General features: G+C 57.2%; 18 protein-coding genes and 3 pseudogenes. 15 read left to right on the top strand and 6 right to left on the bottom strand.

The annotated features are described in order from the left end of the window. Positions 1-60 precede the first annotated feature (60 nt). Positions 61-1,475, bottom strand: a pseudogene (gene dnaA, locus ON14_RS08810) (chromosomal replication initiator protein DnaA). 287 nt (positions 1,476-1,762) lie between these two features. Here dnaA and rpmH point away from each other — a divergent pair. The 8 genes and pseudogenes from rpmH (at position 1,763) to ON14_RS08775 (ending at position 6,660) form a co-directional block, all read left to right on the top strand. Then, on the top strand, positions 1,763-1,900 hold the full coding sequence (gene rpmH / locus ON14_RS08805; protein WP_010204566.1) for a 50S ribosomal protein L34: 138 nt from the start codon (positions 1,763-1,765) through the stop codon (positions 1,898-1,900). A 9-nt stretch (positions 1,901-1,909) separates the two neighbouring features. Further along, the gene (gene rnpA / locus ON14_RS08800; protein WP_010204565.1) at positions 1,910-2,251 is read left to right on the top strand and encodes a ribonuclease P protein component; all 342 of its coding nucleotides are present in this window, start codon (positions 1,910-1,912) and stop codon (positions 2,249-2,251) included. Further along, complete coding sequence (gene yidD, locus ON14_RS15460) at positions 2,248-2,559, top strand: membrane protein insertion efficiency factor YidD (RefSeq protein ID WP_081503533.1); 312 nt, start codon at positions 2,248-2,250, stop codon at positions 2,557-2,559. The genes rnpA and yidD overlap by 4 nt, the downstream gene beginning before the upstream one ends. A gap of 7 nt (positions 2,560-2,566) precedes the next feature. Next, positions 2,567-3,549, top strand: a pseudogene (gene yidC / locus ON14_RS08795) (membrane protein insertase YidC). Beyond that, complete coding sequence (locus tag ON14_RS08790; protein WP_010204563.1) at positions 3,546-4,076, top strand: Jag family protein; 531 nt, start codon at positions 3,546-3,548, stop codon at positions 4,074-4,076. Before yidC ends, ON14_RS08790 begins: the two are co-directional and overlap by 4 nt. Positions 4,077-4,090: 14 nt before the next feature. Then, positions 4,091-4,726: a 16S rRNA (guanine(527)-N(7))-methyltransferase RsmG gene (rsmG, locus tag ON14_RS08785; RefSeq protein WP_010204562.1), complete on the top strand. Its 636-nt coding sequence runs from the start codon at positions 4,091-4,093 to the stop codon at positions 4,724-4,726. Between the two features lie 66 nt (positions 4,727-4,792). Further along, on the top strand, positions 4,793-5,710 hold the full coding sequence (locus tag ON14_RS08780; RefSeq protein ID WP_010204561.1) for a ParA family protein: 918 nt from the start codon (positions 4,793-4,795) through the stop codon (positions 5,708-5,710). Beyond that, positions 5,710-6,660, top strand: coding sequence for a ParB/RepB/Spo0J family partition protein (locus tag ON14_RS08775; protein ID WP_010204560.1), 951 nt, complete (start codon positions 5,710-5,712; stop codon positions 6,658-6,660). Before ON14_RS08780 ends, ON14_RS08775 begins: the two co-directional genes overlap by 1 nt. A 1,196-nt stretch (positions 6,661-7,856) precedes the next feature. On the opposite strand, the gene ON14_RS08770 is transcribed toward ON14_RS08775, so the two are convergent. Both ON14_RS08770 and ON14_RS08765 read right to left on the bottom strand, forming a co-directional pair. Then, positions 7,857-8,810 carry a D-alanine--D-alanine ligase family protein gene (locus ON14_RS08770; protein ID WP_010204559.1) on the bottom strand — a complete coding sequence of 318 codons (954 nt, stop codon included), beginning with the start codon at positions 8,808-8,810 and terminating at the stop codon, positions 7,857-7,859. Between the two features lie 6 nt (positions 8,811-8,816). Beyond that, entirely contained in the window at positions 8,817-10,121 is a 1,305-nt protein-coding gene (locus tag ON14_RS08765) for an aminotransferase-like domain-containing protein (RefSeq protein WP_026037626.1), read from the bottom strand. A gap of 261 nt (positions 10,122-10,382) precedes the next feature. On the opposite strand from ON14_RS08765, the gene ON14_RS08760 reads away from it, so the two are divergent. Continuing rightward, the gene (locus tag ON14_RS08760; RefSeq protein ID WP_010204557.1) at positions 10,383-11,327 is read left to right on the top strand and encodes an oxidoreductase; all 945 of its coding nucleotides are present in this window, start codon (positions 10,383-10,385) and stop codon (positions 11,325-11,327) included. A 33-nt stretch (positions 11,328-11,360) separates the two neighbouring features. On the opposite strand, the gene trxA is transcribed toward ON14_RS08760, so the two are convergent. From trxA to ON14_RS16170, 3 genes are all read right to left on the bottom strand, one after another. Continuing rightward, the gene (trxA, locus tag ON14_RS08755) at positions 11,361-11,687 is read right to left on the bottom strand and encodes a thioredoxin (protein WP_010204555.1); all 327 of its coding nucleotides are present in this window, start codon (positions 11,685-11,687) and stop codon (positions 11,361-11,363) included. A gap of 33 nt (positions 11,688-11,720) precedes the next feature. Beyond that, positions 11,721-12,719 (bottom strand): thioredoxin-disulfide reductase, encoded by a 999-nt coding sequence (trxB, locus tag ON14_RS08750; RefSeq protein ID WP_010204554.1) that lies wholly within the window; start codon positions 12,717-12,719, stop codon positions 11,721-11,723. A 158-nt stretch (positions 12,720-12,877) separates the two neighbouring features. After that, complete coding sequence (locus ON14_RS16170) at positions 12,878-16,222, bottom strand: DUF6049 family protein (protein WP_010204553.1); 3,345 nt, start codon at positions 16,220-16,222, stop codon at positions 12,878-12,880. Positions 16,223-16,345: 123 nt separating this feature from the next. Here ON14_RS16170 and ON14_RS08740 point away from each other — a divergent pair, with 123 nt between their 5' ends. From ON14_RS08740 to dnaB, 6 genes and pseudogenes are all read left to right on the top strand, one after another. Further along, the gene (locus ON14_RS08740) at positions 16,346-17,785 is read left to right on the top strand and encodes a CCA tRNA nucleotidyltransferase (protein WP_010204551.1); all 1,440 of its coding nucleotides are present in this window, start codon (positions 16,346-16,348) and stop codon (positions 17,783-17,785) included. A 157-nt stretch (positions 17,786-17,942) separates the two neighbouring features. Then, positions 17,943-18,284 (top strand): annotated as a pseudogene (gene rpsF / locus ON14_RS08735) (30S ribosomal protein S6); the annotation flags it as partial. A gap of 125 nt (positions 18,285-18,409) precedes the next feature. Further along, positions 18,410-18,928 carry a single-stranded DNA-binding protein gene (locus ON14_RS08730; protein ID WP_010204548.1) on the top strand — a complete coding sequence of 173 codons (519 nt, stop codon included), beginning with the start codon at positions 18,410-18,412 and terminating at the stop codon, positions 18,926-18,928. A 42-nt stretch (positions 18,929-18,970) separates the two neighbouring features. Beyond that, positions 18,971-19,234, top strand: coding sequence for a 30S ribosomal protein S18 (rpsR, locus tag ON14_RS08725; protein ID WP_009773575.1), 264 nt, complete (start codon positions 18,971-18,973; stop codon positions 19,232-19,234). Positions 19,235-19,246: 12 nt separating this feature from the next. After that, on the top strand, positions 19,247-19,699 hold the full coding sequence (gene rplI, locus ON14_RS08720) for a 50S ribosomal protein L9 (RefSeq protein ID WP_010204547.1): 453 nt from the start codon (positions 19,247-19,249) through the stop codon (positions 19,697-19,699). A 397-nt stretch (positions 19,700-20,096) separates the two neighbouring features. Continuing rightward, on the top strand, positions 20,097-21,482 hold the full coding sequence (gene dnaB, locus ON14_RS08715) for a replicative DNA helicase (RefSeq protein WP_010204545.1): 1,386 nt from the start codon (positions 20,097-20,099) through the stop codon (positions 21,480-21,482). Positions 21,483-21,603 lie beyond the last annotated feature (121 nt).

The following is a 21,603-nucleotide window of genomic DNA, read 5'->3' as shown; positions in this document are numbered from 1 at the left end:
TCAACAATCTTTCCGGCGAGTTGGGAAGGTTATCCCCAAGTTATCCCCAAGTGGGAAAACCTATTTTTGGCTGAATCGTTGGTTCTGTTTAATCCGACTCGTGAGCTCTGTGACTTGGTTATAGATCGAGCGACGTTCTTTCATGAGCTCGGTGATCTTCTTATTCGCGTACATCACCGTGGTGTGATCGCGGTTACCAAAGAGCTGGCCGATTTTCGGCAGCGACAGGTTTGTCAGTTCCCGGCAGAGATACATAGCAATCTGGCGTGCTGTAGCTATGGCCTGGGATCGAGACGAGCCATAGAGGTCGTCGACCGTGAGCTTGAAGTAGTCAGCGGTGTGATTGATGATGTCGACCGGTGCGATGACGTTGTCTTCGTCAAGAGTGATGAGGTCCTTCAGCACCGTTTGGACCAATGCCATATCGACCTCGGTGCGATTGAGACTCGCGAAGGCAGTCACTCGGATGAGGGTTCCTTCGAGCTCGCGGATATTCGACGAGACCTTCGAAGCCATGAATTCGAGGATGTCGTTACCGACCTGCATTTTCTCGCTCTGAGCCTTCTTGCGCAAAATAGCGATGCGCGTTTCGAGATCTGGCGCCTGCACGTCGGTAATCAGGCCCCATTCGAAGCGCGAGCGCATCCGATCCTCAAACCCGGTGAGGTGTTTTGGAGGCAAATCCTGGTGATCACAACCTGCTTGTTGTGATCGTGCAGGGTGTTGAAGGTGTGGAAGAACGCTTCTTGTGTGGAATCTTTGCCCTGAAGGAATTGGATATCGTCGATGAGCAGAATGTCTATTTCGCGGTATCGCGACTGGAAGACTGAGGCGCGGTTGTTCGCGATCGAGTTGATGAAGTCGTTCGTGAATTCTTCCGAGCTAACGTAACGAACCCGGATTCCGGGGTAGAGGCTCTCGGCGTAGTGGCCGATCGCGTGCAAAAGGTGAGTCTTGCCGAGACCGGATCCACCGTAAATAAAGAGTGGGTTGTAGGCCTTCGCCGGCGCTTCGGCGACGGCGACCGCTGCAGCGTGAGCGAATCTGTTGGATCCACCAATAACGAAATTATCGAAACTGTATTTCGGATTGAGCCGTGAATCACTGCGTCGCGAGGGCGACTGGTCTGCTGCCTTGGGTGGAGTCGGCTCAATATATGGCTGCTCGGTTCGAGGAACTTCTTGAGAAAGTGCATCTTGCTGGATATCGGGGTTCACGACCGTGGCGAAGTTATTGATCCCGTGGTCACTGCTCAATTGGCCGATGGCATCGAGGAGTGGCTGGCGGAGTCGCTGTTCCAGCATTCCGCGCGTTAATTCGTTAGGCACCTCAAGATAGAGCGTGCCAGCCATGACTCCTTTTGGCTCAACCAGGCTCATAAAACCTTGGAGTTGCGGCGTAATGCGCTCGTCTCCAGTGAGATGTGCCAGAACCTCGTGCCACAGTTCGTTAGTCGGGTCGGGTGTTTCCGACATTCTTTTACCATCCCTTGACGCTATTTACTCACAGGCTTATCCACTGTTGAGAACAGCTATTCTCGCTGATTTACTGGACTTCTGACGCCGTTATGCACTGACTCTCACCTTAGTTGTCCACAGCATGTCGTTACCAATAACGATGTACTCTTTGTGGATAATGCGCCGTTGCAGAAAGTGCGGTTTGACCGCACCCGTTTAACGCCGTAGTTTTAATCAGTTGACTTCTGGCCCTTGGGCCTACCAATTCTTCCCGGCCGCCAGAGCTGGGCCTTGGAGATATAGCTATGAGCAAGAGAACTTTTCAGCCAAACAACCGTCGCCGCGCGAAGGTTCATGGTTTCCGTTTGCGTATGCGCACCCGTGCAGGCCGCGCGATCCTCGGCGCTCGTCGTCGCAAGGGACGCACCGAACTCTCCGCGTAATCTCGTCCGGTGCTGTCTAAGGCGAACCGCGTAACTCATCCGAGCGACTTTCGTTTGGCTGTTCGTCGGGGACGTCGTTATTCAGCACCGCACTGCGTTGTTCACATTGTGAGCAACGAGCGATCGAGTGGCGTACGTTTTGGATTCATTGTTTCTAAAGCGGTGGGCAACGCAGTAGTACGTAACAAGGTTCGTCGTCGGCTTCGCGCCGTTGCCGCGCAACTTCTTCCCAATGTTTCCGTTAATTCGGACATTGTGATTCGTGCGCTGGCAGGTTCGGCGCAGGCTGAATCGACTACGCTACTCGCGGAGATCGCTGAAGGGATTGATCGCATCGTGGTGAAGGTATGAAACCTCTCGTTACGTTCGTGATGCTTCTTCCACGCAATCTTTGTGTATTGATCCTTCGTGTTTATCGCGCAGTGATGTCACCGCTCTACGGTGACGTCTGTCGGTATTACCCATCGTGTTCTTACTACACGCTTCAAGCTATTCAGCAGCACGGAGTAATTCGTGGTGTGTGGCTTGGATCTCGACGTCTAGTTCGCTGCCACCCGTGGGCAGAGGGCGGCATCGATGACATTCCGGCTCGCCGGCACGACCGCTACCAGATCACCAGGTTTGGCTTTGTTATAGCCGCAAGCCACGAAAGGGGCTAACCACCACATGGATCTTTTTGCTTTCTTTGGCACGCTGTTGTGGCCAATCAAGTGGGTGATCGAAGCAATTCTCGTTGCGTTCCATTCGCTGCTGAGTTTTGTTGGCATGGACGGTGATGCTGGTCTCACTTGGGTGCTGTCGATCGTGGGCCTTGTCCTCGTGGTTCGTGCAGCACTAATCCCCGTCTTTGTTCGTCAGATCAAGAGCCAGCGACGCATGATGGAAGTCGCTCCGCAGCTCAAGAAGATTCAAGACAAGTACAAAGGCAAGAAGGACCAGTTCTCTCGTGAGGCCATGTCTCGCGAGACAATGGCGATGTATAAGAACGCGGGAACTAATCCGTTTAGTTCTTGTCTCCCCCTCCTTCTTCAGATGCCGATTTTCTTCGGCCTGTTTTCAGTACTTCGCGAAGCACAGCTCGAGGATCATGCAGCGGGAGTAGGACTGCTCAGTGCAGATTTATCCGAGTCCTTCGGCACCTCGTCGCTCTTCGATATCGCTCCCCTGCACTTAGCTATCAGCACCGCAGACGGCAATGTTCCCGTGATCGTAACAGCGGTCATCATGGTCATTCTTATGACCGGGTCAAGTTCATCACTCAACTTCAGATCATGTCGAAGAACCAGTCGGCTGAGATGAAGGCAAGCCCGATGTATCGCCAACAGCGGATCATGCTTTATATGCTCCCGCTTGTGTTCGCTTTCTCGGGGTTCACCTTCCCCCTGGGCGTGATGTTCTATTGGCTCGTATCGAACTTCTGGACCATGGGTCAGCAGTTCCTCGTCATTCGAAACATGCCTACGCCCGGCAGTGAAGCGGCGCTGGCTCGCGAGGCTCGTCTTGCAAAGCGCAACCAACGCAAGGGAATCATTGAGGAGGCGCCCGAGTCGGACTCGGGAACCATCGTCATTGAAGAGCCTAAGAATCCGCAGCGCGATCAACCCGTAAGCAAGAACCGTGCAAAGAAGAAGCAGGGAAAGAAGAAATGACGAACGTTTCTGACACAGACACCGCAGCAGTTGAGACCACTCCTGTTGACGATCGCGAAGACCGCACTTCTGCTCAGTTGGAAGAAGAAGGCGATATCGCAGCGGACTATATCGAGGAGCTGCTCGATATCGCTGATCTTGACGGCGATATTGAAATTGATGCCCGTGCGGGTCGCGCCTACGTCTCAGTGACGTCGAGTGAAGACACGAACCTTCGGTTGTTGTCTCGCCCCGATACTGTTACCGCTCTTCAGGAGCTCACCCGCATCGCGATCCAGAACAAGACTGGTGCTTTCTCCCGTCTTATCCTCGATATTGGTGGATCGCGTGAAGCTCGTGCGGCGGAACTCTCGAAGCTGGTTGACACAGCCGTCGAGCGGATTGAAGCCGGTGCCGATTCTGCATCACTCCCCCCCATGTCCTCTTACGAGCGCAAGCTTGTTCATGACGTTGTGGCTGAGCGTGGTTTCGTATCTCAGTCAAGTGGCGAGGGCCGCGACCGTCACACCGTCATCACGCGCGCATAGTTTCACGTGAAACATTGACCGAAGAGTTGGGGCTCGAGTCCGAGCCTGAGATCGCCGCGGTGCTTTTCGGCGACCGCATCGATCTCGCGCGGCAGTACACAAATAGCCTTGCACTTCGTGGAGAAGAGTTGGGACTTATTGGTCCTCTCGAGGTTCCGCGACTGTGGTCACGCCATATTGTGAACTGTGTGCTCGTCGCTCCCCTGCTTAGGCCCGGACTAGTCGGCGATATTGGCAGTGGTGCGGGATTACCGGGAATTGTCTTGGCAATCGCGCGCCCCGATGTGAACTTCGTACTCATTGAACCCATGGAACGTCGCGTTGACTGGCTGCAAGCTGAGGCCGCCAGACTTGGTTTAACGAACGTTGTCGTTGATAGATCCCGGTCTCAGGATGCACCGTACGCGGAAGCCTTGACGCAGATGACAGCGCGAGCGGTAACTGCTCTCTCAAAGCTGATCCCCACCACCGAACATTTATTGGCTCCTGGTGGAGAGATGGTGTTCATGAAGGGTGCTCGCATCGACGAAGAGATCGAAGCTGCATCTAAAGCGATTCGCAAGGCGGGGCTCCGTGATGTTGAGTCGCTAGTTCTAGGTGAAGGAATAACCCCAGAGATCACTAGGGTGTTTCGGGCTAGAGTGTACTGATTCGGCCACGAGTTCGACCGTCACTCTACTTGCCCCTTTTTTGCGCCACCAGAAAGAAAGTTTCACGTGAAACATCCCGAACGCGAAGTCACCGAACAGTCAAAATCGTTCGACCAGACCACGCCGCTTGCGCGGGAGATCGCAGAACTGACGCGCCGGCGCAAGGCTGTGGCCTCAGCCACGCTCCCCCTCCCCGATCGAACACGTGTCTTCACGGTTGCAAACCAAAAGGGTGGTGTCGGAAAGACTACTTCTACGGTGAATCTCGCAGCGGCTCTAGCTCGAACGGGAGCTCGTGTTCTCGTCATTGACCTAGATCCTCAAGGAAACGCGTCGACTGCGCTCGGTGTGGAGCATCGTTCTGAAACACCAAGCGTCTATGACGTCATTATTAATGATGTCCCGATGGCAGATGTAATACAGAAGAGCCCGGAATTTGAGGCACTGTACTGCGTACCAGCGACGATCCACCTTGCCGGCGCCGAGATCGAGCTTGTCTCGTTGGTCGCGCGCGAGCAACGGTTACGTTCTTCTCTTGATCAGTTTCTTCAGGATTCCCCTGACGCCTATCACTATGTCTTCATCGACTGCCCGCCGTCCCTCGGTCTTCTTACGATTAACGCTTTCGTCGCCGCGCAAGAAGTTTTGATCCCTATTCAATGTGAGTATTACGCTCTTGAAGGTTTGAGCCAGTTGCTTAACAACATCAAACTCATTGAGCGCCACCTCAACCCAAAGCTTCGAGTCTCGACCATCCTTATGACGATGTACGACTCTCGAACCAATCTTGCTAATCAAGTGGTCGACGATGTGCGCGAACACTTTCCCAAGCAGGTTTTGACCACGGTGATTCCTCGTTCTGTACGGATTTCTGAGGCCCCCAGCTACGGGCAGACTGTTATCAGCTATGACCAGAATTCTCCGGGCTCGCTTTCCTATCTGGAAGCGGCCGCGGAAATCGCACACCGAGGAGCACCCCAATAATGGCAGCACCAAAACGCACCGGACTTGGCCGCGGCATCGGCGCGCTTATCCCGGCGTCGGACGAAAACGCCGAGCGTCCCGTCGACGTGTTTTTCCCTGGTGGAGAGATCTCGACTGACAAACTGCGTTCGGTTCCAGGCGCGCGACTCGCAAGCCTCTCCCCCCTCGACATCGTGCCGAACTCGCGTCAACCTCGAACCGAGTTTCGCGAAGAAGAGCTCTCAGAGCTCATAGTCTCTATTCGCGAGATCGGTGTTCTCCAGCCCATCGTTGTTCGGCCTCTAGCGGGTGCTGCTGATGGTGAGCCGCAGTATGAGCTCATTATGGGTGAGCGTCGGTTGCGTGCGAGTAAGCACTTAGGGCTCGCAACGATCCCCGCGGTGATCAAGAGCACTGCTGATGAGGACATGCTGCGTGATGCTCTTTTGGAGAACCTTCACCGCGCGAACCTCAACCCGCTCGAGGAAGCGTCGGCCTATCAGCAGCTTCTGGCTGACTTTGGAATCACCCAAGAGCAGCTTGCGGAGCGAATCGGGCGTTCTCGACCCCAAATTACGAACACATTGCGCCTTTTGCGCCTTCCAGAAAGCGTTCAGCGCCGCGTAGCGGCTGGAGTTCTGACCGCTGGGCACGCTCGAGCGCTCCTATCGCTTCCTGACGCCGAAGGAATGGAGCGTTTGGCTGACAAAATCGTCAATGAGGAGCTTTCTGTACGCTCGGCTGAGGCTGCAGCCGGCTCCCTCTCGACGAAACCGGCGAGGGTAAAACCTTCGCGTGGCAAGAAGCAGGGGCCTCTCGACGAAATCGCCGAGCGTTTGGCTGATCGTCTCAACACCCGCGTCAAGGTGTCGCTCGGCGCAAGCAAGGGTCAGGTTATTATCGACTTCGCGACTGTTGCCGATTTGAATCGTATTCTCGAAGAGCTCGGCGACACAGGCTTCAATCGCTAGCCTCGAATCTGTACGCGCACGCCGCTCCGAAGCGCCAGCGTCAAATGCTGGGACCCATGTTTCACGTGAAACTAGTCCGCTGGCTTGAGAAGGGTCGACGGGACGAACAATCTCCTCTCTGCCGTTTCACGTGAAACATCAGCTAGATTTTTCTGAGTTCTGAGTTCTGAGTTCTGAGAGCCGTGAGCCGTGAGCCGTGAGTAGGAACTCACTCACAGTCGGCTTGAGGTTCAATCCGACTATCGCTAGCGTTGCGCGCGCTCCGACACTCCCCGTTCCAAGACGTTCCCAATATTCTCATTGGGTGGCGGTGTCCCCAATGAAGAAGAGCTTCTGAGGTGCGAGCGAGCACACTTGAAGACTGTGAGCCGACTCATCGAGTGCGGCGCTGCCGTCTGAAAACGACGAGTAGCACGAAGTTAGTCCCGATCTACACTCCGGATATTCCGAGGTAGGAGCCTCAATCCGGGGATCCGGAATAAGCTATCCCCTAGCAAGGCGTTCTCACTAGGGCAATCTGAGCCAAGATTCCGTAAGCTGGGGTTACGCGGCGCGCGTTGTCGCTGTCGGTTGTGCGCGGGCACCTTTTTCAGCGGATTCCGGTTCCTGTCTCGCGCACTGCACGTAGCTCTTGCGCGAATGTAGTTTCACGTGAAACATCGAGGTCCGAACAGGCGAGGATTGCGACGACGGCATCGCGGCGGTCCGTAGGTTTCACGTGAAACGCTGAGGCTGCCATGTGATGTTGGCGAATCTCTGACCCGCGCGGTATGACATGTTTCACGTGAAACAGCAGCGGTCGAGCATGGATGGCGAAAAGCGACTCGAATATGTGCCGGCACCGAGGTGCGCGGAAGCCGCCACTCCCCCTCGCAAGCGCGATGCTGCACCGCGCCGATAAGCATGGATCAGTCGTCTAGCAGCGGTGTCCAGAGCGAGCGGACACTTTCATTCTCGGGTTTTTCGACAGCCGAGTGAAGAAATGGGCTAAAACTGGCGTTTTCCATGGAAAAGGTGCCGTCAACGGCTCTCGTTTTAACGGCAGCCATCCGAGGCTCCTGTTGTTGGGAAGAGCCTGTGGATGGCCCAGTATCGCTGGTCATCTCGGAGCGACGAAGAGACGAGATTGTTCTCGCAGGGGTGTCGACCAGGAGGCCAAAGCCGGCCACTCCAACCCGTGAAATGTCGTCGGAGAGTTACGGGCCTTCGATCGCGGATTCGGCGAGAGCGGCATAGACCCAACCCAAATCGTGGCCGGCGGCAACAAGCGCCTGAGGCAAGATTGATGTTTCGGTGAGTCCGGGAAGCACATTTGCTTCGAGGAACCATGGCGTTCCCGCGCCATCCACGATCATATCTACGCGGGAAAGGTGGCGCAGCCCGAGCTGGGAATGAGCAGCCAACGCGGCCTCTGCTGCACGTTCTGCTTCTTTCGCGGCGATGCGGGCCGGAGTGTAAAAGAGGGTCTGACCAGCATTATAACGAGCCTCAAAAGTGTAAGCACCGGCCACAGGCGCGATCTCCACTGCGGGCAACGCGACAGGGCCCATGCCGCTATCGAGTATGCCGATCGCAATTTCAACACCGGTAATGCGCTGTTCGATAAGTGCAACATCGCAATAGTTGTACGCGTTCACCATCGCACTGGGGAGGTCTGAACGGTCGGTGACAATCGAGACACCTTGGGCCGATCCGCCCTGAGCTGGCTTGACGACCAGCTCCCCCGATAGCTCATCAGCAAGTTCATCCAGAATGCTGTGGGCTCCCAGTTCGCGGAACGAATCCCGCGACAACGCGATTGAGAGCGGCGTGTGCACACCAACCCGAGACACAAGAGCTTTGGCGGTCGGCTTATCCCACGCCAGGCGTGCTGCGTTGGCACGCGATCCAACGTAGGGAATCCCAATGAGGTCGAGCAGGCCGCGCAAAGCACCATCTTCGCCACTTGCGCCATGCAGTGCAGGCCACACCACGTCTGGCTTACTGTCGCGCAAATACGGAAGCAAGCTTGCATCCGGATCCCGAAGTTCGACATGTTTGCCTTGAGCGCGCAAACCATCGGCCACGCGTCGCCCTGAACGGAGCGAAACGTCACGCTCGTGGGAGATTCCGCCGGCGAGAACAAGTACGCGAGTGGGTGAAGCGTTCATGGTGTCCTAGCTGAGATTGGCGGGAGGGTTGATCATCGACGACGCGGGAGGCGCAATCGTTAGCGGTGCCGTCTGCGAGAAAGTATTGAGCAATTCGAGCTCGCCATTAATCACGGTAGACAATCGACGGATGCCTTCGCGGATGAAATCAGGGGTCGGATAGCAGAACGACAGCCGCATGTTGCTACGCCCGTTTCCGTCGGCGAAGAAGGCAGTTCCGGGCGTGTAGGCGACCAATTCCTTGACCGCGCGGGGCAGCATTGCCTTGGAATCGAGGTTTGGTGGCAACGTGACCCAGATATAGAAGCCGCCATTGGGCACTGTCCATTCCAGGTCAGGCAGGTAGTCATCGAGCGCATCGAGCATGGCATCGCGACGCTCGCGATAGACACCGCGGAAGGTGTCGATCTGACCCTTCCAGTCGGCGACATTCATGTACTCACTAATGATGTTCTGCGTAAACGAACTTGGCGACAGCACCGCAGCCTCGTTCGCCAAAATGAGTTTCTCTCGGATGGCGTGAGGCGCAAGCACCCAACCAACCCGAAATCCTGGAGCGAGCGTCTTTGAGAACGTGCCGAGATAGATGACACCCTCCTCTTCGACCGAGCGCATCGCATGCGGTGGAGGCCCATCGAAGTACAACAGCCCGTATGGGTTGTCTTCAAGGACCAAAATGCCGTTCTCCCGGGCAATTTCGAGCACCTCGAGCCGACGTTCCCAGCTGAGTGTCACTCCCGCAGGATTACTGAAGGTCGGAACGGTGTACAGAAATTTAATCGTTTTGCCGGCAGCGCGAAGTGAGGCGATATGGGCCCGGAGAGAGTCAGGAACTAGCCCGAATTCATCCATCTCAACGTGGGAAATCTCAGCCTGAAAAGACTTGAAGACCACCATTGCGGTGACGTAGCTCGGACCTTCAGCGATGACGACATCGCCGGGGTTGATAAACAGCTTCGTTACGAGCTCAAGAGCATGCTGCGAGCCGGTGGTGACAACGACGTCATCCACGCTGGCACGAATGCCCTCAAGGGCCATGACCTCGAGGATCTGCTCGCGAAGGGCAGGCAACCCCTGGCCCGACCCGTACTGCAGGGCCGCGGGACCGCGATCACGCATCACGCGGTCAATTGACTCGGTGATGAGATCTTGGGGTAGTGCTGAGACATACGGCATGCCGCCAGCCAGGGAAACAACTTCGGGGCGTGAAGCCACGGCGAACAACGCTCGAACTTCGGAGGCCGCAAGCCCAGAGGCCCGGTCTGCGTAGTGGTTGAACCACTGGTCAAGGTTGTTTGGCTGTGTTGTCATGGGCAATCCCGTTCGGTTGACTTTAAACAATAGGCGTTCCGTGGTTGCGACCCGAAACTGAGCGATCATCGCGAAATGACGCGGGCAATCCGTGCGGGAGGTGGCTCCGAACTGCTTCAAATGTGATCCATAGCAATTCATGCTGGAATGTAAGTACTCGCAGTGCCCTAGCGACCTCAGAAAAGCGCGAAAGTTCCCCTCCCGAAAAAGGTGCGGACGCTCCACAACTGCCGCTACCCCGACCCGAAAAGAAGGACTCTTATGAACGCTCGCAGCGACTGGTCTGAATCCGACATCGGAGACCTCACCGGCACAGTAGCGATCGTTACCGGGGCAAACTCCGGATTGGGCTTCGAGACGAGCCGCGCGCTGCTCAAAGCTGGCGCCCACGTAGTGATGACAATGCGCTCGGCAGCCAAAGCCGAGACGGCGGCGACCCGACTTCTGGGCGAACTTGGCGAGGTTTCACTCGAAACGATGCTCCTCGATCTGGCCGATCTCGAATCGATCCGTCGATTCAGTGACGAATTTCACAGCAAACACTCTCGACTCGATCTGCTGATCAACAATGCCGGAATCATGATGACGGATGCGCAGCTCACGATCGACGGTTTCGAATCCCAGCTCGGCACCAACCACCTCGGACACTTTGCTCTCACCGGACGCCTCCTCGACGTCATTGCTGCCACTCCAGGCGCCCGCGTCGTGAGCCTCTCGAGCGTGGCACACCGCTGGGGATTCATGGAGTTTGGCAATCTGATGTTTCAGAACGGCTCATACACACCCCGCGCTGCCTACGGCCGCTCAAAGCTTGCCAACTTGCTGTTTACCTACGAGCTGCAACGCCGTTTCGAGGCTGCAGGAGTAGACGCAATGGCGGTAGCCGCGCATCCGGGAACCGCAGGCACTGGACTTGCCGACCACATGTTCGACCGCTGGTACCTGCGTCCGCTAAAGAAACTAGTCTTTCTGGGCATCCAAACCCCCAAGCAGGGCGCTCAGCCGTCGCTGCGTGCCGCGACAGACCCGAACGTCACCGGCGGCGACTACTTTGGCCCCTCTGGGCGCAAGGAGTACCGTGGCGCCCCTGTGTTGGTCGAATCGAACCCCGCCTCGCACTCTGAGATTGACGCTGCCAAATTGTGGACCGAATCAGAGCGCCTCACCGGCGTTAACTACGAAAGCCTCCGCACACCCACCAAATAGTGGATGCCGGAGGCTTTCGAGCGCAAAGTGGCTTTAGGCCAGGAACTCTGCGAGGTCAGACTCAAGCGCGGGCTTCGGCTTTGCACCGATGACGGTCTTGACGACCTCGCCACCGCGGAAGACCTTCATGGCCGGGATCGAGGTGATCTGGTACTTCATCGCCATCTGGGGGTTGTCGTCAACGTTGAGCTTGACGATCTTGATCTTGTCGGCATTCTCGCTGGCGATCTGATCAAGGATCGGACCAACCTGGCGACACGGGCCACACCATTCAGCCCAGAAGTCGACCATGATGGTGTCCTTTGAGTTGATGACGAGTTCTTCGAAGTTTGCGTCTGTTACTTCTGTTGCTGCAGACATTCTGTGTTCCTTTGTTCGGTGGAAATATAGGGGTTAGGCGGCTTCTTCGTTGGGCTTTTCTTCTACTTCTTCGACCCGTGCCGGTTGGACGGCCCCAGCGACAAGTTCGCGGGGAAGTGACGCCAGGTAGTGCTCGGCGTCGAGAGCGGCAACGGTGCCGGAACCGGCGGCCGTTACGGCTTGGCGGTAGGTGGGATCGATGACGTCGCCGGCGGCAAATACGCCAGTGATGTTGGTGCGTGAGGAACGACCATCCACGACAACCGTTCCGTCTGGGTTGATGTCGAGCTGACCGTGCACGAGGTGGGTGCGGGGGTCGGCGCCGATCGCAATGAAGAGACCGCTCACGTCGAGGTGAGAAGTGGCACCAGTGACTGTGTCGGTGAGGTCGATGCCGTCGACAAGCTCGGAACCGGTGATGCCGGTTACAGCAGAGTTCCACACGAATTCGATCTTAGGATCGCTGAAAGCGCGCTCCTGCATGGCCTTCGAGGCACGCAACTCATCCTTGCGGTGAATAACGTAAACCTTGTCGGCAAACTTCGTAAGGAAGGTCGCCTCTTCCATGGCGGAATCGCCGCCACCAACGACTGCGATCGTCTTCTTGCGGAAGAAGAAACCGTCACAGGTTGCGCACCACGAGACTCCATAACCGCTGAGGCGTTCCTCATCGGGAAGGCCAAGTTTGCGGTAGGCAGAACCTGTCGCGAAAACGATCGAGAGAGCTTCGTGCACATCACCGTTGCCTAGCGTGACCTTTTTCATCTGCCCATCGAGCTGAAGATCGGTAACGTCATCGAGCACAACCTCGGTGCCAAACCGCTCGGCCTGCTTTTGCATTTCGAGCATGAGGTCTGGGCCCTGAATACCCGCGGCAAACCCGGGGTAGTTCTCGATCTCGGTGGTCTTCATGAGCTCGCCACCAGCCTCGACAGAGCTAGCGATCACCAACGGCGCGAGGTTTGCGCGCGCTGCATAGATCGCGGCGGTGTAACCGGCGGGGCCGGATCCGATGATGATGACTTGACGCACTGTTTCGTGTCTCCTTGGGATCGTTATTACCCGGTTCAACACATCCTAGCGACGGAGTATTCCGACCGGCCGGGGCGTGCGGGGCTAGCTACATAATGTTCGTAGCCCTACGACTTTGGTTCGCCTGAAAGTGAACAAGGGGTGAACTTTAGGTGAGACTAGCGCCGGCGGAGACGCGACAGAATCGGCCGCACGAAGGCGAAGAACTCGTCGTTCTTAGTGAGCGCCAGCGTTGCGGCATAAACGATGAGCATTCCAGTGCCCGCTAGCGCGATGGAAACGAAAGCACCGAGGAAGCCAGAGACGACGAAGGAGCTCTCCCCAAATCCGCCCAGCAGTGTGAGGATGCCAAAGCCCGCCGCAGCGGCAGGAATCATTGCCGCCAAGAACCACAGCGCGCGGAGCACGAGGGGAAGAAGGCGGAACCCGGGAACCCGCTTGCGCACAACGATCAGCGCGATAATCGTTTGAATGGTGCCCGCGATGCTGATCATTGCCGCTAGACCCATCGCAATGCGGTCAAGAGGGAATGTTGAGACGAAAAGCGCTCCAGCAACATAAAGAACCACTTGAATGGTCTGCAGGATAAACGGCGTACGTGTGTCCTCGAACGCGTAAAACACTCTCTGCAAGACGTACATGATGCTGAACGGCACGAGGCCGACAAGATAAAGCACAAGCACTATCGCTAGAGAGTTCAGTTCGTCGTAGGTGGTCGCAAAGAGTGCGCTGAACGGAAAAGCGATGACCATCAGTCCAACGGCGGCGAACATCAGCAACATCAGGATGGACCGCAAGGCAGCCGAGACATCGTCGCGCATCGCGGTGAGGTTTCCATCACGAGCATGGCCGCTCATCCGTGTGAAGTAGGCCATTCCGATCGACACAGAGATGACCGAATGCGGGAGCATGAAAATCAACCACGCCGTGGTGATTACGAAGACCGAGGCGGCAACATTCGAGGCAAGGCTCGCAATCTGAGTGCCGATAGCGCCACCGACCTGTGTGACGAGAATCATGCCGAACGTCCAGGCGGCAGCCTTACCTGCGGTGCCAAGACCGACACCGCGCCAGCGGAACTCAGGACGATACCGGAGCCCGGCCCGATGCCAGAAAAAAGCCAAAAGTGCTGCCTGAACGGCGACGCCAAGCGTGGCGCCACCCGCCAGAACGGCGACCATCTGCCCGGTCCAATCCTCCGAGGCGAAACGAGTGACATCGCCAAAGAGAAGCTGGAACACGAGGAGCCCGGTCAGCATCACCACGTTGTTAGCGACAGGAGCCCACGTGAATGGCCCGAACTTACCCCGAGCATTGAGCACTTCGCCGAGCAATGAATACAGGGCATAAAAAAGAATCTGCGGGAGGCACCAGTAGGCAAAAGCCGTAGCTAGCGCGAACTCCGCAGGCCCGAAATTCTCGCTCGCTCGTGCGTAAACCTGAACCAGGAGCGGCGCGCTGAACGTTGCCGCGACGGTGATGATGAGAAAGATGACGATGCCAAGCGTCACCAAGCGGTTGATGAACTTCTGCCCACCATCTTTGTGGAGAGCGGCCCGCACGATCTGCGGAACGATCACGGCGCTCAGAATTCCCCCGGCCACGATGGCGTAAACCGCTTTAGGGAGTTGGTTGGCAATGGCGTAAGTATCGCCAGTTCCGACTAGCCCAAGAGTGCGGGCGAGGACCATCGCACTGATGAAGCCCAAAATGCGAGAAACGAAGGTTCCTGATGCCAGTAGTGCGCTCGCGCGACCGATAGTTGAGGTCTTCTGGGTGGGGAGGGTGGCCGCCGCGGGGCTGCCGCTGGGTTGGGGACCCACCTCAGGGCCAGCCTGATTAGTCATTGACGGGCTTTCGACGTCGCAAATGCTGCGGACGAAACCAACGCTGAAGATCACCACAACGAGAGCACCCAACCCGAGAACGATGGGGGTCTCCCAGCCGGCTTGAACATTGACTTCGCTCAGGGTGCTTGCCCCGATGGCGAGACCGGTGGTGCTGGTGAGGCTGATCTCGACATCCACCATTCCGTTAGAGAGCGCTTGCACGGGGATGTTGCCCTTAGCTTGAGAGTTCGCTGCAATCTGCAGCTCGACTCGACTGTCTCCTACTGCGAGAAGCGCCGTGCGTGGTTTGACCGTGATGAAGACCGTCACCGCTTGATTGAGGTTGTTGTTTACCGAGATCGGCAAGAAGCTCTTGTCGGCCAAAAAGAGAAAGTTGCTCGATTCAACAACGACGACCGACGACGTGAAATCTCGTGAGTCAACTAGAAAGCCATTGACCGCACTAAGCCAGTCCACGGGGTCTTCCGTCGCAATAGCTCCTAAGGCATCGAGCAGAGCCAACCGACGCTGGGCGATGAGCAATTCAGGATCGGTAGCGATCGTGAAAAAACTGCGTTCTTCTTGGGCGGCAAGCAGAAGACGCTCGACTTCGGCAAGACGGGAGGCATCCTGGGGCATATCGGCGATGGTGGCGGTCGCCGCTGGTGCCGCAGCCAGAGTAGTGAGGGGAACAAGCGTGATCGAAGGACTTGCAGCGAGGCTCGCGAGAGCAGAATCCAGCCGCGCGGCACTGAGCTCAAGCGAATGATCGATCATGATGAGAACGGATGCCGTTTCCGCTGATTGAGCGGAGCCGGCCGAGAGTACGGCAGACGACAGTGCCGTTTCTGAGTCAGAAATATCGCGACCCACTGTGGAACCCAGCGCTTCATCCATGGCCGCGGAGGCTGACGCATCCGAAATCAGCGCCGTCATTCCATCGATTGTCGCAACTGAACCGGCGCCAGCATCCCGTGAAACATTCGTCGACGACAGCACCATAGTGCTGAACCCGCTCTCGAGAAACACTGCGGGATCCGTAGAGACAACGCTGTTCACGCGGGGACGCACAAACCCCTCGATCGTGTAGTCCCACGCGAGCAAATCTTCAGTCGTCGGGAACGCCGGAACAGCGTCGGCCCCGACATCAATGGGATCAGCAGTCGGGCTCGAGCTCGGTTCACCCGCTACCGCGAAATTCGCCGAATTGAGGGCAAAATCGAAGCTAATCGGAGCAAGGACGGTTGCCTGCGACGACTGGGAAACCAATGTCGGATCGGAATTCGCGTACGGGAGAGGAACAATTTCGTTACTGATGAGCGAAAGTCGCTCTAACCAGGTGCGCGCAGACTCCGGCGCACTCGTGCCGAGCACGCGAATGGAGGCCAGAATCATCGGATCTATCGCCACCGTGACGGACTTGCCGGCTACGGCATCCAGTTGACGAGTGAGCAATCCTGAAGAGTCGGTGTACTCGCTGAGCATCTCGGCGTTGATGAGCCCGCCGCTACCTGTCGGCACGGTGAGGGGCGCGATTACGGAAACTTGAGTGGCTGCCGAGGCTGTGGTGAGTGCGGGAGTGACATCGTTGAACGGCGCGGCACTGGCTCCGCTGGCGGCGAGGGCCAAGCCAATACCGAGCGCGACAGCGGCGCTGAAGACTCTTATAGGCAAGGTTCACCCCCGTCCTCTCGCTTGGCCAGCATGATGTGAGTTTATTCGTCCTTGCCTGAATGATGGGCGCCTGAGGATAATTCGCGCAAATTGCTCTCGGTGTCGTGAGAAACTAGTCGCACTATGGAGAGTGTCGCCGACGCAATTGAGAGCCTTGCAAAGCTTGCCGACTCTAAACCAGTAGCCACCCTAGCCGCACGATTCGCCGCCGATGGTTTCGAACTCGCACTTGTCGGTGGTCCCGTGCGCGATGCGTTTCTGGGGCGCGCAGTTTCAGATCTAGATTTTGCGACCAACGCCACCCCCGATGACATCATGCGTTTGGTTAAGCCGATTTCTGATGCTCAGTGGGATATCGGGCGCGACTTCGGAACCATTGCGGCGCGAATCGACGGTGAAACGGTAGAGATCACGACGTACCGCGCCGACAGCTACGACGGCGCTACGCGAAAGCCCATCGTGGCGTTCGGCGATTCCTTAGAAAAAGATCTTGAACGGCGGGACTTCAGCGTTAATGCGATGGCGTTGCGTTTGCCCGAGCGTGTTCTGGTAGATCCGTGGAACGGTGTCGAGCACCTGCTCAGCAAAACCCTCACTACGCCCGGTTCGCCAGAGGTGTCGTTTGGTGATGACCCCTTGCGGATGATGCGGGCCGCACGATTTACCTCGCAGCTAGGTTTCACGGTCTCCCCCGAGACCGTTCGCGCAATGGCTGAGCTAGCACCCCGAATCGACATCGTGAGTGTTGAGCGCGTGAGCGATGAGCTCACGAAGCTATTGAAGACGGATGACCCGGTGCCGGGCATCCGCCTACTGGTCGAAACGGGGCTTGCCGAGCACGTTTTGCCCGAGATTCCGGCGTTGAAGCTTGAAGTGGATGAGCACGCTCACCATAAAGATGTGTACGAGCATTCGCTCACAGTCTTGCGGCAGGCGATCGACTTGGAGAAAAGCCGCCCCGGTATTGAGGGCCCTGACCTCATTTTGCGTCTAGCGGCGCTGCTCCATGACATTGGCAAGCCGTCGACGCGCAAGATTGAACGCGGCGGCGTCGTCACTTTCCATCACCACGATGTTGTGGGCGCGAAACTTGCAACTAAGAGGCTGCGCGCATTGCGCTTTGACAAAGAGACCATCACGTCGGTGGCGCGCCTTGTTGAACTGCACTTGCGTTTCTTCGGGTACACCGAGGGCTCCTGGACAGATTCGGCAGTGCGTCGTTATGTTCGGGATGCGGGTGATCAGCTCGAGCGGCTGCACATCATTACCCGGGCAGATGTTACGACCCGTAACGTTCGCAAGGCCGACCGCTTGGCGTTCGCCTACGACGATCTTGAGGATCGAATCGCTGCGATTGCCGAGGCTGAGGGAATTGCGGCTGTGCGTCCTGACCTCGATGGTGAGCAAATTATGGCGATTTTGGGGCTGAAGCCCAGCCGCGATGTGGGTGAGGCCTACTCTTTCTTGCTTGAACTGCGTCTCGATGAAGGTCCGCTCGGCGAGCAGGAAGCCGAAAAACGACTGCGAGCATGGTGGACCGAGCGCGAGAACGCCGCTCACTGAAGTTCGCCTTGAGTATTGACCCGTCTTCGAACTACACTAGGCAGGTTGTCTAACTACCTTTAGGTGGTGAGATGAACGTCAACACCCTCCTGTTACAGACCGTCTGTAACCGTTTAAGTCCGAAGGAGGTGGGTTTGTGACGCATCAGTACGAACTCATGGTCATCCTCGATCCAGAGATCGACGAACGCACCGTGGCTCCCAGTCTCGACAAGTTCCTCAATGTCATCCGCAATGACGGTGGCACCATCGATAACATCGATATTTGGGGTCGCCGTCGTTTGGCCTACGAGATCAACAAGAAGACCGAAGGCATCTACGCCGTCGTTAACTTCACCGCAGAGAGCAAGTCGACAGACGAGCTCGACCGCCAACTCTCACTCAGCGAAGCTGTCATGCGCACCAAGGTGCTGCGTGCAGAAGCTGGGTTCGCGCAGGTAGCTGCCGCCAAGAAGATTGCTGAAGAGAAGGCTGCCCGCAAGGCTGCCGCTCCAGCAAAGACTCCTGCTGCAACCAAAACCCCTGCCCCTGCAACTAAGGCCCCGGCCGAAGAAGCGAAGGCTCCTGCTGCTGCAACCGAGGCTCCTGTCGAAGCAGCCAAGGCTGAAGCGGAAGCAGAGTAGTCGTGGCCGGCGAGACAGTCATAACGGTCGTGGGTAACCTCACGGCAGATCCAGAACTGCGGTACACGCAGGGTGGACTTGCCGTGGCTAACTTCACCATTGCCTCAACGCCGCGCACCTTCGATCGAGCATCGAACGAGTGGAAAGACGGAGAAGCCCTGTTTCTCCGCGCTTCGTGCTGGCGTGAATTCGCCGAGCACGTGGCGGGAACACTGACAAAGGGCAGCCGCGTTATTGCGCAGGGCCGCCTCCGTCAGCGCTCCTACGAAACCAAAGAGGGCGAAAAGCGCACGAGCATGGAACTTGAGGTCGATGAAGTCGGCCCCAGCCTCCGCTATGCAACCGCGCAGATCACCCGTGCACCCCGTGACAGCTCAGCTCCTCGTGCAGCTCAGCAAAACGGTGGCGGACAGCAAGGCGGCGGGCAGTCGAAAGACGAGCCCTGGGCCGCAAGCGCTCCCGCAGCATCTGGCGACGTATGGAACACTCCCGGCAATTACTCCGACGAGACGCCCTTCTAGGCACTCGACGCTCAGCCTTAATTACAGAAAGAAGTAACACTCATGGCAGGAAAGAGCAGCGGCGACCGCCGCAAGCCCATCCGCAAAGGCAAGGACGGCAAGAACGCCGCACCAGCTAAGTCGATCCGCGTAGGCGTCATCGACTACAAGGATGTCGCTACGCTTCGTAAATTCATCTCCGAGCGTGGAAAGATCCGCGCCCGTCGCATCACCGGTGTTTCCGTTCAGGAGCAGCGTCTCATCGCCACGGCCGTCAAGAACGCCCGTGAGATGGCATTGCTGCCCTACGCCGGCGCAGGCCGTTAAGGAGCCACCGAAATGTCAAAGCTCATTCTCACTCACGAAGTGACCGGTCTCGGTACTCCCGGTGACGTCGTCGACGTAAAGAACGGCTTCGCTCGCAACTACCTCATCCCCCAGGGCTTTGCCGTGGCGTGGACTCGCGGTGGCGAAAAGCAGGTCGAGTCAATCAAGGCAGCACGCGTTTCACGTGAGCACGCCACTCTCGAAGAAGCGCAGGACCTCAAGGCTCGCCTCCAGGCGACCAAGGTCAAGCTCACCGTGACCGCTGGTCAGGGTGGACGACTGTTCGGTTCGGTCAAGCCTTCACACGTGGCAGAAGCTGTCATTGCGGCTGGTCTTGGCGACATCGACAAGCGCAAGATCGAGATCACTAGCCCCATCAAGGTTGTTGGTGACCACGAAGCTACGATTCGTCTGCGTGACGACATCGTTGCGACGATCACGCTCCAGGTTGTTGCTAGCAAGTAACTGAGTTACTGCAAGGACGACGAGCCAATTGGCTCGTCGTCCTTGTGTTTTAAGCCCCGTTGTCAAGAGTTTTGTGCACAGCATTTAGGAAAAATGCGGAACCCTCAAGCCAGACTTTAGACATGTTTCTACACACTGTGTGTGGATTTAGAAAATGCAGGTCAGAGTACCTTTAGCTAAAATACCGGGGTCAGTTTCCACAGTTGTTTCCACAGGTTGCTCACAATACTTGCGGCGTTTCGCCGGAGTTGTGCACAGGCCTATCCACAACCCCAGTTGTGGGTTGTTGACCGCGCTTCGTATTGTGAAGCAGCCTTGAAGCAGGTCCCGGTGTGGAGCCTGCCCGAGTGTCGGGGGTTACCCGTATAACTAGGGCTGCCCCACTAGGAGGAAACGTATGTCCATAGCGCACTTGGGTCTGGCCGGTGACGAACGTCAATCCGGCGAATCGCGCGGCTCACGCGGCGACCGCGTACCCCCGCACGATCTTCTCGCGGAACAGAGCGCGATCGGTGGCATGCTGCTCAGCAAAGATGCCGTAGCTGACGTCATCGAAACCGTTCGTGGCGGTGACTTCTACGTTCCCAAGCACGAAACGATCTTCAACGCCGTGCTCACTCTCTACTCGCACGGTGAACCCACCGACGTGATTGCGGTTACTGACGAACTCACCAAGACTGGTGAATTGTCACGAGCTGGCGGCATCGAATACCTGCACACGCTCACCGGCATCGTTCCGACCGCAGCGAATGCTGGCTTCTACGCCAACATCGTCACAGAAAAGGCGGTGCTGCGTCGCCTCGTCGAAGCCGGAACCCGCATTGTGCAGATGGGCTACGCCAGCGAGGGAGAAGTTCTTGACCTCGTCAACAATGCCCAGGCGGAGATCTACTCCGTAACAGGCGGCGTTGAAACCGAAGACTACGTGCCGCTCACTACGGCCGTTGAAAGTGCCATCGACGAAATCGAAGCGGCCCGCGGCCGCGACGGGCAGATGATCGGTGTTCCCACCGGATTCGCTGAGCTCGATGAACTCACCAACGGGCTACACCCCGGTCAGCTGATCATTTTGGCCGCGCGACCCGCTATTGGTAAGTCGACGCTGGGTTTGGACTTCGCTCGCGCAGCATCCATTCACCATGATCTGCCGTCGATTGTGTTCTCGCTTGAAATGGGTCGAAGCGAAATCGCCATGCGACTGCTGTCGGCAGAAGCCAGCGTTCCGCTGCAGCACATGCGTAAGGGTTCGGTGCACGCCAACGACTGGACCACGATCGCTCAGACGCGTGGCCGTATCAATGATGCTCCGCTGTATATCGATGACAGCCCCAACATGACCTTGGTCGAGATTCGCGCCAAGTGCCGCCGGCTCAAGCAGAAGGTCGGCCTACGCATGGTCATCATCGACTACCTGCAGCTCATGACGAGCGGTAAGAAAGTTGAATCGCGGCAGCAAGAGGTCAGTGAGTTCTCGCGAGCGCTCAAGCTGCTCGCCAAAGAGCTTGAAGTTCCCGTCATTGCCATCTCTCAGCTGAACCGTGGACCTGAACAGCGTGCAGACAAGAAACCGGCCCTCTCCGACCTTCGTGAATCGGGATCGCTCGAGCAAGACGCCGACATGGTGATTCTGCTTCACCGCGAAAGCGCGTACGAAGCAGACAGCCCCCGCGCTGGTGAGGCCGACCTGATCATTGCCAAGCACCGTAACGGACCGACTCGCACCGTCACCGTGGGCTTCCACGGTCACTTCTCGCGCTTCGTCGACCTGCCGCCGGGGTCTTAGCGTTTCGATTCGGCGAGCGGGGCGCGTTTGGATGCGTTGCCGGTGCCGATAGCGGCAGCGAATCACGGTCATCACGAACTTCCTTGGAGGCGGGCGGCTTACACTAGAGGTAACCGCTCGT

It is taken from the genome of Salinibacterium sp. PAMC 21357 (assembly GCF_000247645.1).
In the GTDB taxonomy this organism is placed as follows: domain Bacteria; phylum Actinomycetota; class Actinomycetes; order Actinomycetales; family Microbacteriaceae; genus Rhodoglobus.
This window is presented reverse-complemented; position numbering and strand designations above follow the sequence as displayed.

Bases quoted from the DNA above. Each gene is read 5' to 3' on its own strand.
- ON14_RS08790 (WP_010204563.1), top strand. From the start codon at position 3,546: ATGACGAACGTTTCTGACACAGACACCGCAGCAGTTGAGACCACTCCT.
- rpmH (WP_010204566.1), top strand. From the start codon at position 1,763: ATGAGCAAGAGAACTTTTCAGCCAAACAACCGTCGCCGCGCGAAGGTT.
- ON14_RS08770 (WP_010204559.1), bottom strand. From the start codon at position 8,810: ATGAACGCTTCACCCACTCGCGTACTTGTTCTCGCCGGCGGAATCTCC.
- dnaB (WP_010204545.1), top strand. From the start codon at position 20,097: ATGTCCATAGCGCACTTGGGTCTGGCCGGTGACGAACGTCAATCCGGC.
- rpsR (WP_009773575.1), top strand. From the start codon at position 18,971: ATGGCAGGAAAGAGCAGCGGCGACCGCCGCAAGCCCATCCGCAAAGGC.
- ON14_RS08760 (WP_010204557.1), top strand. From the start codon at position 10,383: ATGAACGCTCGCAGCGACTGGTCTGAATCCGACATCGGAGACCTCACC.
- ON14_RS08775 (WP_010204560.1), top strand. From the start codon at position 5,710: ATGGCAGCACCAAAACGCACCGGACTTGGCCGCGGCATCGGCGCGCTT.
- yidD (WP_081503533.1), top strand. From the start codon at position 2,248: ATGAAACCTCTCGTTACGTTCGTGATGCTTCTTCCACGCAATCTTTGT.
- trxA (WP_010204555.1), bottom strand. From the start codon at position 11,687: ATGTCTGCAGCAACAGAAGTAACAGACGCAAACTTCGAAGAACTCGTC.
- ON14_RS08740 (WP_010204551.1), top strand. From the start codon at position 16,346: ATGGAGAGTGTCGCCGACGCAATTGAGAGCCTTGCAAAGCTTGCCGAC.
- rplI (WP_010204547.1), top strand. From the start codon at position 19,247: ATGTCAAAGCTCATTCTCACTCACGAAGTGACCGGTCTCGGTACTCCC.
- ON14_RS08765 (WP_026037626.1), bottom strand. From the start codon at position 10,121: ATGACAACACAGCCAAACAACCTTGACCAGTGGTTCAACCACTACGCA.